This is a genomic window from Candidatus Methanoperedens sp. BLZ2, assembly GCF_002487355.1.
In the GTDB taxonomy this organism is placed as follows: domain Archaea; phylum Halobacteriota; class Methanosarcinia; order Methanosarcinales; family Methanoperedenaceae; genus Methanoperedens.
On the sequence record NZ_NTMG01000017.1, the window covers coordinates 37,257 to 50,053 of the forward strand.

16 protein-coding genes and 1 pseudogene are annotated in these 12,797 nt (G+C 37.9%); 6 read left to right on the forward strand and 11 right to left on the reverse strand.

Features of this window, described 5'->3' with window-relative positions:
- Nucleotides 1-10: 10 nt before the first annotated feature.
- Entirely contained in the window at nt 11-988 is a 978-nt protein-coding gene (locus CL181_RS01235; protein ID WP_097297425.1) for a 4Fe-4S dicluster domain-containing protein, read from the forward strand.
- 3 nt (nt 989-991) lie between these two features.
- Nucleotides 992-1,963, forward strand: a complete 972-nt coding sequence (locus CL181_RS01240; protein WP_097297426.1) for a formylmethanofuran dehydrogenase — start codon at nt 992-994, stop codon at nt 1,961-1,963.
- Nucleotides 1,964-2,314: 351 nt separating this feature from the next.
- On the opposite strand, the gene CL181_RS01245 is transcribed toward CL181_RS01240, so the two are convergent.
- The 4 genes from CL181_RS01245 to CL181_RS01265 all read right to left on the reverse strand — a co-directional run bounded on the left by CL181_RS01245 (nt 2,315) and on the right by CL181_RS01265 (nt 6,223).
- The gene (locus CL181_RS01245; protein WP_097297427.1) at nt 2,315-2,845 is read right to left on the reverse strand and encodes a hemerythrin domain-containing protein; all 531 of its coding nucleotides are present in this window, start codon (nt 2,843-2,845) and stop codon (nt 2,315-2,317) included.
- A 106-nt stretch (nt 2,846-2,951) separates the two neighbouring features.
- Nucleotides 2,952-3,959: a restriction endonuclease subunit S gene (locus CL181_RS20800; protein WP_217993050.1), complete on the reverse strand. Its 1,008-nt coding sequence runs from the start codon at nt 3,957-3,959 to the stop codon at nt 2,952-2,954.
- Entirely contained in the window at nt 3,956-5,761 is a 1,806-nt protein-coding gene (locus CL181_RS01255) for a class I SAM-dependent DNA methyltransferase (protein ID WP_097297428.1), read from the reverse strand. Before CL181_RS01255 ends, CL181_RS20800 begins: the two co-directional genes overlap by 4 nt.
- 192 nt (nt 5,762-5,953) lie before the next feature.
- Nucleotides 5,954-6,223 carry a hypothetical protein gene (locus tag CL181_RS01265; protein WP_097297430.1) on the reverse strand — a complete coding sequence of 90 codons (270 nt, stop codon included), beginning with the start codon at nt 6,221-6,223 and terminating at the stop codon, nt 5,954-5,956.
- A 119-nt stretch (nt 6,224-6,342) separates the two neighbouring features.
- Between CL181_RS01265 and CL181_RS01270 the strand changes: the two genes are divergently transcribed.
- A complete protein-coding gene (locus tag CL181_RS01270; RefSeq protein ID WP_217993051.1) occupies nt 6,343-7,503 on the forward strand; it encodes a DDE-type integrase/transposase/recombinase in 1,161 nt (386 codons plus the stop codon).
- On the opposite strand, the gene CL181_RS01275 is transcribed toward CL181_RS01270, so the two are convergent.
- The gene (locus CL181_RS01275; protein ID WP_097297431.1) at nt 7,471-7,761 is read right to left on the reverse strand and encodes a hypothetical protein; all 291 of its coding nucleotides are present in this window, start codon (nt 7,759-7,761) and stop codon (nt 7,471-7,473) included. The two genes, CL181_RS01270 and CL181_RS01275, sit on opposite strands and share 33 nt — an antisense overlap.
- 576 nt (nt 7,762-8,337) lie before the next feature.
- On the opposite strand from CL181_RS01275, the gene CL181_RS01280 reads away from it, so the two are divergent.
- A complete protein-coding gene (locus tag CL181_RS01280) occupies nt 8,338-8,541 on the forward strand; it encodes a DUF1858 domain-containing protein (RefSeq protein ID WP_097297432.1) in 204 nt (67 codons plus the stop codon).
- Nucleotides 8,542-8,568: 27 nt separating this feature from the next.
- Nucleotides 8,569-8,970, forward strand: coding sequence for a cbb3-type cytochrome c oxidase subunit I (locus CL181_RS01285; protein ID WP_097297433.1), 402 nt, complete (start codon nt 8,569-8,571; stop codon nt 8,968-8,970).
- Here the strand turns inward: CL181_RS01285 and CL181_RS19990 are convergent.
- From CL181_RS19990 to CL181_RS01310, 6 genes and pseudogenes are all read right to left on the reverse strand, one after another.
- The gene (locus CL181_RS19990) at nt 8,967-9,107 is read right to left on the reverse strand and encodes a hypothetical protein (protein WP_176505001.1); all 141 of its coding nucleotides are present in this window, start codon (nt 9,105-9,107) and stop codon (nt 8,967-8,969) included. The two genes, CL181_RS01285 and CL181_RS19990, sit on opposite strands and share 4 nt — an antisense overlap.
- Nucleotides 9,094-9,629, reverse strand: a pseudogene (locus CL181_RS01290) (PAS domain-containing protein). Before CL181_RS01290 ends, CL181_RS19990 begins: the two are co-directional and overlap by 14 nt.
- Nucleotides 9,553-9,819 carry a PAS domain S-box protein gene (locus tag CL181_RS01295; RefSeq protein ID WP_097297435.1) on the reverse strand — a complete coding sequence of 89 codons (267 nt, stop codon included), beginning with the start codon at nt 9,817-9,819 and terminating at the stop codon, nt 9,553-9,555. Before CL181_RS01295 ends, CL181_RS01290 begins: the two are co-directional and overlap by 77 nt.
- A gap of 170 nt (nt 9,820-9,989) precedes the next feature.
- Nucleotides 9,990-10,529, reverse strand: a complete 540-nt coding sequence (locus tag CL181_RS01300; RefSeq protein WP_097297436.1) for an HPP family protein — start codon at nt 10,527-10,529, stop codon at nt 9,990-9,992.
- Complete coding sequence (locus CL181_RS01305; RefSeq protein WP_097297437.1) at nt 10,526-11,098, reverse strand: CBS domain-containing protein; 573 nt, start codon at nt 11,096-11,098, stop codon at nt 10,526-10,528. The genes CL181_RS01300 and CL181_RS01305 overlap by 4 nt, the downstream gene beginning before the upstream one ends.
- Before the next feature lie 5 nt (nt 11,099-11,103).
- Nucleotides 11,104-11,832, reverse strand: coding sequence for an amidohydrolase family protein (locus CL181_RS01310; protein ID WP_097297438.1), 729 nt, complete (start codon nt 11,830-11,832; stop codon nt 11,104-11,106).
- 428 nt (nt 11,833-12,260) lie between these two features.
- Here CL181_RS01310 and mcrD point away from each other — a divergent pair, with 428 nt between their 5' ends.
- The gene (gene mcrD / locus CL181_RS01315; protein ID WP_097297439.1) at nt 12,261-12,782 is read left to right on the forward strand and encodes a methyl-coenzyme M reductase operon protein D; all 522 of its coding nucleotides are present in this window, start codon (nt 12,261-12,263) and stop codon (nt 12,780-12,782) included.
- Nucleotides 12,783-12,797 lie beyond the last annotated feature (15 nt).

The following is a 12,797-nucleotide window of genomic DNA, read 5'->3' on the forward strand; positions in this document are numbered from 1 at the left end:
CTCAGCGTATATGACACAAGATAAAAAACCAAGACTCATAACCGCAGAGGAACTTAAAAGTGGGGGATTCATCCCGCAGCGACAGAAAGACCTGGTCGCAGTGAGATGCAGGGCTCCAGGTGGGCGCTTGACAGCGGCCAAGCTGAGGAAACTGGCTGATGTTGCTGAAAAATATGGTGATGGAACGGTACATCTATCGGCACGTATGTCCCCTGAAATACTGTATATCAACATGAAGGACTTGACCAGCGTGGTCGAAGAGCTTGGAAGTCTCTGGCATTCACCCATAGCCACATGCGGGAGCAGGGTCCGTGTTCCGACTGCGTGCGGCGGTTGCGAGTACAATCCGAGAGGATGGACAGATACTCAAAAATTCGCTACGGAAGTTGATAGACGATATTTTTGTACAAGGACGCATCACAAGTTCAAGATGGCATTTACTGGCTGCGTCATCGACTGCATGCGTACCCGTGAAATGGATCTGGGTTTTCAGGGCATGGTAAAGCCTGAACTGGTAGAAAGTCTGTGCACGGGCTGCAGTCTGTGTATCCACTCCTGCCATTCAGACGCGCTTGAAATGGTAAATGAACTTCCAAAAAGAATATGGGAAATGTGCGTATCCTGTGGGGACTGCATCAACGTATGTCCATCCAGTGCTCTTGTTGCAAAAAATGTGGGGCATGCCGTATATGTGGGAGGAAAACACGGAAGGAACCCACATGCGGCGTATCCAGTTGCTGAATTCGTTCCCGATGAAAAGGTCTTTGATGTGATAGATGGAACCCTCGCCTGGTATAAATCCAGAGGCAAGCCAGGGGAACGCATCGGTTTCACCATTGATAGAATAGGAATCGACGATTACAGAAAACATATGAAAGATATTTTTGGAGAGTATCTTCTTACACAGAAGGATATTGAACAGCCGAAATGGAAAACTATATTCTGGCCCGGAGCTGCGGAAGCATTCCCCAGGTATGGAGATATTTGATTTATGGAACTGAAACTGAAAGAACCAGTTGATAATCTCTGCGATTACACGTATAACTTCACATGGCAGAGTAATATGATCCGTCCCACCGGTATCATTCCTTCTCAAGAAAACACGAGTTTTACATACAAAGAGCTGGTGAATGAATTAAGAAAAGGCAAAGATGTGCGTATTACTGGCAGCGTTGGGAAGAGGCTTGCTTACAGCCTGGGCGCTGACCTCGTGCATTTCGGGGGAAGCGGAGCGCCTGAAAAAGCAGGAAAGATATACATCGATGGAAATGTTTCTTCTGAAATGGGTATGGGTATGGTTTCAGGAGTGATATATGTTAATGTTAAAGGGCTTATAGAAGAACCTCTCGGAAATGTAGTAGAGGTTGTGTCAGATGAGCCAGGTTATCGAAAGTTCCGATCAATAACCGAGATACTCTGTAAAGGGCTGGGAAAAGATGTTCTTGTCTGGAATGATTATGATGAGCGAAAAAGGCATCTTGTGCTGGATGATGGAATGCTTCGCGGGACAGTGGCCGCACGATGTAATTGTGAGGCTCTTGTCATACTAAAGGGAAATGCCTACAACGGCACAGGGCTGTTGATGCAGAAAGGCACGGTTCATGTCTTGGGAGATGCAGGCATGAACACTGGTGCGCATCTTGATGGTGGTGTGGTTATTGTAGAAGGCATGACAGATGAATTCGCTGGCGCATACATGAAAAATGGCACGCTGATTTTAAACGATTCAAAAGGGTTCGTGGGCGCAAATCTGAAAGACGGGGTAATTTTTGCAAAAAAGAAAATCAAAACCGCACCACCGATCGAAGAGCTTGTTATATTGCAGGAAGATGCGAACCTGATAATGAAAAATCTCGGTTTGGGCCATGTTGAGGCAATGAGCTATCGAAAATATGGGATAAAGAAAGAGAGACTTGTGCGAATGCGGGATGGGTCGGTGGTCGTAATGGAAAAAGATGAATGAGTATCTGAAAAATCATATTAGTATTTGTGGTGTTCAATATGGTGACCTTAGATCCTTGCTATCGACTCAATATAATTCAAAATCCGGCGATTAAAAAAATTCAATAACCCGGTCTTCTAACCTTCTTTCATTATTAAGGTTTTGTATTCATTCCAGTCTGGGCTGGCCTCGGTTGAAGATATGGAACTCCCAACCTCAGTCTGTATTATCATATACGGCATTTGGTGATTGCTAGAGTGCGCCCCTCATAATCGAATAAGAGAGGGTGATTACTCGCCTTCGCTAAGAACCCCGTATGAAACTTTCATCGTTACTGCTCAAGCATTTATAATCCTTTTAGATCGGACAGTTTTAACTCCAGTGTTCTACAATTGATTTGTATTTTTCATGAATCATTTTTCTATCAAACTCCCAACACTCCTGAAGCACGTCTTCCTTCTCTTTTTGGCTAAAATAATCCATGCATGGGATAAAAAAATGCTTATCCTCCTTTCTAATGTGTTCCGGATAAAATTCAACCAATTGATTTAAAAGCCCGAGCACTCTATGAAAATCTTCTCCTTGACCTTGAATATCCTTCTCTTTTGCCCTCACTAATTCTTGAGTTAGTTTTCTCCCATATTTATGCTCATCAATCAACTCATTCATAATTTTCTGGTGTTGCTTTGATATCTGCTTTTTGGAAAGATCTCGAAAAAGGATGTTCTCCTCTTTACCATGATGTGTCATATCTGCATATATCTTGATAAAATCGATGGCAACATCAATGAATACTATATCGATCTTTTTTTCAAGTTCTATTTGTTCTATTTCATTACGAACCTGGTTGATCATTCTTTCTATGAGACGGTGTTCAACCATCAATGGATCTATGGGCAACATAATCAAACCCTATTACTGATTTACCATATATATTTGTTGTGATTATTCGGTTCTGTCAAATCTACGTTTGCTAGGATAGACTGTCAAAAATCGTTTGCTGGTAAAATCACAATGAAGAGCTATAAGGCAATGACTTAATGTAGTTTTCCATAAAATCAAAATCTGGCGTGCCATCTGTTTTTGTTGGAAGTTTAATCTGTGTTTTACTCATCCTATCTTGGCTTGCTTTTCTTCCATAATTGTATCGATACTTCTCTGAATTAATCACAGTGGTTAAGAACATCGCATTATATTTATTCAGTTTAAACCTCGGAATTAGTTTCTCCACATGGTCACTTGCTGAGAAGTCTAAAGGTTGATAACTACAGTAACCTATCACTGCACTATCTACTGTCAATATGTTACCGTCATTTGCCTTAAAATCATAAAATCCACCCACACCGTTGTTTGTAGCTTGCGTTGTTACATATGGATATTTCCCCTTACCGTATGATCCCTCCAATGTTCTCAATGGGGTTCTCTTACTTCCTGTAATCTCAAAAAGGTCTGATAGTTTATGATATTTCCATTGTGAAACATCCAACTCGATTTTCGTGCAGATCAGATTTTTATTTGATATTGGTTTGGTTGAACTCATTAGCGATTTAATATATTTTTCCATAAACTCTATATCTGGTTCGCCGTTTTCTTTCACTGGAAGTTTAATGATGCTTTCATTCATCCTTTCTAATTTCCACTTTCTCCCATAATTAAATCGATATTTCTCTTTTCTAATTAATGTGATTAGAAACATTGCAATAAACATATTTAATCTAAAGTTGTTTTTGGGATACAATATATTTACATCATCAAGTGCAAAATATGGTATTGGTTGATAAAACGTTTCTGCAACACTACTACCATTATAATTCACAGTAATTGTATTTTCGGAATGGTTTGGTTTAATATCAATGTATCTATCGACACCATTGTTTGAATCGATTGGTCTTATACATGGTGTTGTTCCCGGTTGCGTGTCTCTATTAATAATTCTTTTTCCTTTTTGAATATAAAATAGTTCATCGTATCTAAAAGGTTTCCATGAGTTTGTATTCACAAAGGAATTGCCATTCATTTTAAATTCATCTCTTGAAATATAACAAACTCTTTGATTGATTTGGCAAAGTCTCTCTCTGTAAGTGTTGAGTAATCAGTTTCCATATATGCTTCAGCACACCACTCGTCTTCAGATTTCACTACATGATTTACGCTAAAACCTGGTATATTTTTGCGATTTAAATAGCTATTCACCCATACGGTCTTAATACCATCCCATTTTTTATCCAAGTCAATTCTACCTTGATTTTTTTTCTTCACAAATCCATCATCTTTCCAATATCCAAAATAGGTTTCCTTATTCGGTGGGTGTGGCTTCTTTGCTGTTATAACAAGAATTGCAGTTACTACATTCACATCTGAATCAAAAAACAACTCGTTTGGCATTGACATTACTGCTTCTAACGTATGGTTTTTGAGTAAGTTTATTTTATCCTCTAATCCTTCTCCAGATGTAGATAGAACCCGCTCCATTGGGATAATTGCGACACAAGTTCCACCACTTTGTAGGGACTCTAAATTATTCAAGATGAATTTAATTTCCGATGGGTCACCGTCAACAGATTTGTAAGGTGGGTTGAGCATGCCAATATTTGGTTGAAACATGGACATCTTTGTCATTGTCTCTTTATTAAAACAATCTCCCTGCATTAAATTTGTTTTCCCATCGTCATGAAGATACATATTACAGCATGCCAGTGCGTATATGTGTGTCGCTTGTTCAACGCCAATAAGTTGTTTATTTTTTATATCGTTTTCTTTTTGCTTGTCACCTTTTGCATCATCCATCATAATTCGCATACCACTGATTAGAAACCCACTTGTTCCGGTACAATTATCAAGGAGAATACTATTCTTATTTACCAATGCCAAACAACAAAAAAGGTCTGTGATGTGTGGTGGGGTTAGAACGATGCCGAACGCCTTATCTTTATTCGCATACCTTAAAAAAGCTATATATAACTCACTCAGGACATCATAATATTTATTTTTTGCAATAAATGGTTTAATATTGTCCTCGATTGATTTTATAATTGTAAATAATACCTCCCGTTTTTGGGATAATGTAGCATGGTTTTCTATAAAACCAAACTCACTTATTATGATTTGTATTTTTTTCTCATCAAGTTTACCCTTCAATTGGTTTTTAATAGACTCAATTAAAAACCGAGCAAGTTCAACTGGTTCTGTCTGTTCTCGATATGCACTTCTAAACGCCTTATTATCCAAGGCAATCAATATACCACTTAATAATAATAGTCGTTTGTCCTCACCAACCTTATCTTTATGAAGGTTATTATTAAGTTCTATAATATATTTTTTGATACTATCAACCGTGTGGATTGTTTTTTCTTGGCTTTCTTTATAATCATTCAGATAATTTTCCAACGATAGGAGTCTATCGCCGAATACACTGTTGGCTTTGCTTTCGTTCTTTAATTGTAAATAATGAGATACCTTCAATTCTTTTTCAGTTTCTCCACTTACTGCTATTGCCAAAACATCATATTCTTTAGATAAATATGAAGAATAAAGCAATACGCCATCAACAGCGTATTCATCGTACTTATCATGGTTCTTGCTTTCATGTTTCATCACACTTGCCTTGCATTCAACGACTATTATGTAGTCTGGTCTTTCTTTTTGGAACGTGATTATAAATTCTGGTTTTCCTCCACCCATTCCAGACTTTGATGCAATTTTTAATATTTTATCTACACGTGGGATGCTAGACTTTTGTTTTTCAAGAAGAATATCATTATATTTTTCATCGTTTTTAAAATGGTCGTTTACAATATCTTCTGTATTTCGTTCATTCATGTCCTCAGCCACCAAAAAATTCTATTGCTTTCTTCTTTTCTGTTCACATAACTCTTTTCATGCAACGCTAAGAGATTATCCTTTGCGGTCTGCCAAGCGATACCCAATTTCTCCGAGACTTGCCTTGTTGTTAATGGTCTCCGAGCCACATAAAGAAGATTGATTATTCGCGTTTCGTTTGATGTGAATTTGCTAATCACCTTTTTCACTCCGTACGTACGTTATTTCAATCTTCTCTTGCTGATTTGTTTTGGGAGATGGAAGTTCAACTCTGATCTTGATTCTATCTCCTTTTTTAACACCTATCGCTTTAGCAATATCTTTTGGAAATCTAACCAAAAACTGCTTACCATCAAAACTGATACTCATTTCCTTTTCTGTTACGTCAGATGCAGGTTCAATAACATCCTGTAATTCTTTCGGTAAATTATCATAATCTAATCGTACATTTGAGTCATTCATATCTACTACTAATATGTACGATTTACTATATAAACTTAACATTTCGTACGATTGATAGAAAGAGTTATATAATTTGAAGTCCTTTAGTAAATCGTACGATTTATTAAGAGATGATTAAAATGGAAACTAATACAATATATCCACAAGTTATAGGAACAAGAGAAGACAGGGGAAGGGCAATAGCTGAAAAAGATAGACAGATCATGCGAATGAATGACCATTCTTATAAAGTAAAATCACAGTCCAGTGATATTCTTTATGACATAACACAAACTGAGACTGGTTGGAAATGTAATTGTCCTGACCATGAAACAAGAGGTGTGAAGTGTAAACACATTTTCGCTGTGGAGTTAGTCTTTAACTTGAGAGAACAAGTAAAAAAAAATGTAATCCACCCACTTGAAATTACTGATTGTATCTATTGCCATTCGACCAATATTAAGAAATTCGGGGTTCGGCATAACAAACACCATGATGTTCAGAAATATCAATGCAGAGATTGTAAACAGTATTTTTCATTCAATATTGGTTTTGAGAGATTAAAACACAATCCTCAAGCAGTAACAACAGCTATGCAATTATATTTTAGTGGTGAATCACTCAGAAATACAAAAAATTCACTGAAATTGATTGGAGTTCAGGTATCACACCAGACAATTTTCAATTGGATTGAAAAATACACCAATCTCATGAAACAGTATGTCGATAAACTAAAACCAAATGTTGGCAGTACATGGAGAGCGGATGAAGTGTTCATAAAATTCAGCGGTGATACAAAATATCTATTCGCTTTGATGGATGATGAAACAAAATATTGGATTGCTCAGGAAGTCGCTGAAACAAAGTTTAAGCACGATGCCAGAAGCCTACTCCACGAAGGAAAAGAAATTGCCGGAAAAAGACCCAATGTGCTCATTACTGATGGATTGCCAGCTTACCATGATGCCTTCAATAAGGAGTTTTATACAAACACATGCCCTCAATCCAAGCATATCAACGCTATAAAACTGGATGGGGATATGAACAACAATACAATGGAAAGATCAAATGGGGAAGTAAGGGATAGAGAAAAAGTGATGAGAGGTTTAAAGGTAAAAGATACTCCGATTCTTCCAGGATACCAAATATTTCATAATTACATAAGACCACATCAGACATTAAAGGGAAAGACACCAGCGGAAGCTTGTGGTATTCAGGTTGAGGGCGATAATAAGTGGATAACGCTAATCCAGAATGCAACCTTCGATTCAGCGAATAGAAAAAATAACGGTGCTAACTAATTCTTGTTTTTTTTCTTTTTTATCGAATAATTTTCGTTTCTCTCTGAATAAATAAATTACCCAAAGAATAATTTGCATCGCAATAGTTAACTTAATTATAATTTCTGAGTAGAAGATACCTATATCTCCAGTAGGTGCTTTTAAAACATTTATATACATTGAAGCACTCATTAATAAAATTCCTAACAATAAAAAAGAAGTTGTTTTCTTTTTAAAAGCTTCTCCAAAATGTTTATACTCTTCAATTGCTTCAGACATAAACTTAATATTCTACGGTGTTAAATATATATCTTTTGATGATAATATCATGATGATATTATTTTTGGAAAAACCAGCAAACGAATTTTGACAGCATCCCTCAGCAAACGTAGATTTGACAGAACCTGATTATTCCAGTAAAATCTGAGATTTTTGCACAGGAGATAGCTGTAAAGAAATAAGAATCTCGTAAACGATTTTATTCATATCATATCCATTATGTTTAAGATGTTCACTATTGCGGGGAAAAAATTGAACTGTGCAGTAAAGATAATATGAGACTGTCGGATAAGTCCTGTTTTTTGGGTTTTAGAAATAATAGTCCAAACTCGATGTGCCAATGCATATCGGTTTACTTGGATTAATATCTTAGAATGTTCCAATTTTGGTACTTTTCCGACAATCTCAATATAAAAGAATTATTTCAGGAAACCAGGAATAAGTTAGAAAATATATGGGAGGAAAAAGAGAAACAGAACAAAGCGCGCGAAACTGAGAACAAATAGAATAACACGAACAAACAAAAAAATAAATAGTTTTAAGACAAAAGATAATTAATATGAATGTGAGGAATTTATGGTAGACAAAATAACCAAAGATAACAAATTAAACGATGTAATAACAAAATATCCAGCCACCAGGGATGTATTTATCAAACACGGAATGCCAAAATATGTGGGACGATTGCCATCCGAAAATCTGGAATTTTTCTGCAGGATGCACAGGGTGGATATTAATCAATTGCTTGACGAATTGAATAAGGCAGCAGAGACGGCATAAATATAAAATTTTCAGCGAAGGGAAAACATGGAAATACCGCTTAAGTTTGCCTGGGCAAGCCTGGTTTATTTGCTCATAGGCAGCACCATGGGATTCATAATGGTTTTAAACTCATCACCACTTACACCCGCCCACGCTCATGTGCTTCTCATAGGCTTCGTTTCAATGATGATATTTGGTGTGGGGTACCATCTTCTACCGGTATTCGCAGGCACTGACCTGTACAGCCTCGGCCTCGCCGAGATACAATTCTGGCTTCAGAACATAGGGCTCATTGGCCTTGCTTTCACCATGCCCTACAGGTATGCAAGTAACAGCTATCTGCTCGGGACAGAGGTATTTGGTTCGATATCGCTTCTGGCAATTTACATCTTTGTTTATAATGTGGCGCGTTCGATCATACCGCCAAAAGAAATAAAGAAAAGTTAAGACTTTTCTTCAACCTTTCTCAAAATCATTAAAAAATGTTGCTTGCCTACTGCTGGCAAAGGCGCTAAAATGATATAAAGACCGAAAGCCAGGGCAAATATCGTATCAAGGGTTGCTTTCTGTTCATCTTCGAACAATTTCTCGGACGGTAGTTACGACAGTGATTCCTTCCTTATTTTCAATTGGGCTCATGTTAATCTCAACCGGGAACTCGCTCCCATCTTTATTCTTTGCAAGTGAACCAAAGTGAAGCGCTCAGGTATCAGCATATCATACGGTTTACCAAGGAGCTCTTTTCGTTTGTAACCAAATATTTTTTCAGTCTGTGCGTTCACAAGAAGGATATTGAATTTGCTATCTATTATCACGATGGCATCTGGTAACGATTCTATAAATCTCTGGAAATTTTTCTCAGCCCGCTTGCGCTCTGTTATATCGCGGACAAGGGCCATCACGACGGTTCCTTTTTCGGTTCCAAGTGGTCCGAGAGCTATATATACGGGAATTTCGCTTCCATCCTTTCTTATAGCATATAATTCCAATTGGGTGCCCAGAAAGCGGATAATTGGTTTGGACATATAATTATTGCGCTGCTCCACATGCAGCTTTCTGAAGCGTTCTGGTACAAAGGATCTCAACGGGTTTACCGAATACCTCATCCGTGCTATAACCAAACATCTTCTCAGCTTGCTTGTTGATCTGTACAATGTCCCCGCCGCGGTTTACAACTACAATAGCGTCAGGTGCAAACTGGAAAAGACCTTCAAACATTGGTTTGGTTTTAAAAGATTCTGCTAGTTCATTTAATTCACTTATGAGTTGCTCTATTGTCTTACTTTCATCTCCCATATTGGAACCCCCCAGAATAGTTGCAAATAACTTAACAGACCTGAGGTATCGGTTTTGTCATATTTTAATACTCATTCAAGACCAAATAATTATCGATTAGGATTTTAATGGAGCATCTGCTTTTAGAAGTTCCTAAATATAAACCATAAGAGTGGATCAAGTGACCATAGCTAAATCCAGTATTCAGGATATTTTCTGTCTTTTGAGAGGTTATTCACCAAAAGGGCAACGATTAGAAGAATAAAAGCACCAAGACCGGCAGGCATGAAAGCATAGAGATAACCCAGCCTGTGTATATTATCACCACTGATTACAGCAATCAATGAGGTTGCACCTGCCGGAGGATGGAGAGTTTTTGTTATGAGCATTGCTGAAATTGCGAGTGATACGGCAAGTGCAGAGGCAATCCAGATGGTCTTGCCGAATGATTGATAGCATGCTACACCTATAAGGCCTGATATTATGTGTCCTCCAATAAGATTTCTGGGCTGGGCAAGAGGACTTTTGATTGCACCAAAAACAAGGACTGCCGAAGCACCGAATGAGCCTATGATTAGAGTCAAGTCTCTCGGTTCAAAGTATTGCGAGGAGAGATACCCAATTATACTGATGCCAATAACAGAACCAAGCCATGACCAGAATACCTCACTAAATCCAACTCCGGGTGGACTTCTGGTGCTGCCCCTCATTTTCGAAAAATATTCTTTCATTGTTTCCTCATAAACCGGATTATGTTTGCCCTTGAGATTATTCCAATGAGCTTATTCTCCTCATCAACTACAGGGAGCCTTTTGATTCTTTTTTCATCCAGAATCCTCGCTACTTCCCTGATATCAGCCTCAGGTTTTATTGTTATTGCCGGTGAGGTCATTACATCAGCAACAGTTTCACAATTTTTGCGTCTTGGAATCGGCTCTCCAAGTATATGCATTAGAATATCCTTGAATGTATGATCGCTCTTTATGCCAGCCATGCAAAGAATGTCAGCTTCTGTGACAATACCGATCACATGATTTTCCTCATCAATCACAGGCATTCCGCTGATCTTATTTTCTGAAAGGAGCCCTGCAGCCTCATGGAGACCTGCATTTTTTTTAATAGTTATAACGTCTTTAGTCATCACATCGCTGACAGGAATCTTAAGTGCAATTCTTTCTTTTGCATGCTTCAGTGCAATTTTAAAAATTATCTTGAGGTCTTCCTCAGTAATGTCCACGTATTGATGCAGTTCCTTCAAAGCCGCTTGAAGGTCTTCACTTTCAAGTTCCAGTTCCTGCATAATACTCACAACTCCAGTATGCGTCTCATATTTTCCCCCATAATAAGCTTTTTTTCATTCTCGGATATATTGAGCGATTTTATTTTTGTAAGTTCCGATTCCATACTGATATATGGGGAGTCTGATCCCATGATTATTCTTTCAGCACCGAGATCCTCAACCGCTTCCTGGATAATCTCTTTTCGTGGCATGCCTGTTGTCTGAAGATAGATATTTTGGTGGTGTAAAGCCACTCGGAGAAAATCTCCTAACATGTGTGCCATGATTATCTTTGCGTCAGGGAATAAATCTGCCAGTTCTCCAAATTGTTCTGGTGGCGATTCCTTTTTACCTGAATCAAAGATGATAGGAATGTTGAGCCTGTCTGCATTTTTGATAATGTCTTTTAGATTCTCGCTTCTGAGCGAGAACTTCTGGCTTGAGGGATGAAGCTTTAGACCAACAAGCCCAATCTCAACATCACGTTTTAGCTCTTCGACTGCTTTTTTCCCAAAGTTGGGGTCAAGCCGTGCAAAGCCTATGAGCCTGTCCGGATATTTATTGATAGCCTCTGCCGTCCTTTTGTTCGCCATGGAAAAAGATATTCCAGGATTTATCTCGTTGAACGGAAATATCACTGCCTTATCTATACCTAGCCGGTCCATTTCAGTCACTATTTCCTCGGCAGATTGCCTCTTTCCATCACCCCTATCCGGACCACCTACATGGTTGTGTGCATCTATTATCAATCCCATATTATTTCTTTGTCTCCTTTTTATCTTCTCCGTCTAAGCAGACTATTGATGCAAAATCCATCAGTGCCACGCTGTGATTGCTTCAAATCCCGACACTGGTTTTGCTACTGTTCCTTCTGTGCTTCCACTATTCCTGAGAAACCCATGAAAATCAGGGTTACTGCAGCTAACCCAATCAATCTTTTATTCAACTCTTAATCTCCTATCATGTTATTTTTGAATGTTTTCAATCACATGTTCTTGATATTTTTAACAGATAAATCTAACTGCTATAACATATAGATTGAATTAGCTATTTTTATTATAGTTTATAGTGGTTAAGTTTATTCGTGAGCGGTGAGTTAAAATTAATTGAATGCTCAACACCAAAAATAATACGATTAACCAAATAAAATCATAAAAATATAGAAGGAAATGGAGGATAAAAAATGGTTCAAGCTAAAATAGCCAAGAATAAACCCATACAGATAAGAATATTCCCGGCTCGATTGTTACAACCGGAAACTGTTGAAAAAACCTTAAACGAGATTGATCATGTCAAAGGTGTGATCAGAATGCTCATTAATGGAAAAAGCCTTCCCAAAAAAGTCATGTGTGGACCCGGGACTGGCACAGATGTAAACCATCCTGAAAGAAAAATAATTCATGTCGGAGATTGTGCTTTCGAATTGCACATAATGGTCGGAGAGATTTTAGTCGAAGTTGATGATGAACGTGCAATGGATAGCGTCAAAAAGGCATGTGAACGGGTGCTTCCTTTTTCCTTTGAATTCAAACAAGGGAACTATATGAAGAGGAAACCAACTCTTACTGATTACGGCAAATATGGATTCAAAAGCAAGACTGATGAGAGAATCAATGTTGAAGACGAACGACTACTTGGCCTTATAGATCCAAATGCAAAAGCAGAGGATACTTTTTGTATGATCTCTACTGAACAGGAAAAATAAAGAACACAAATTGAT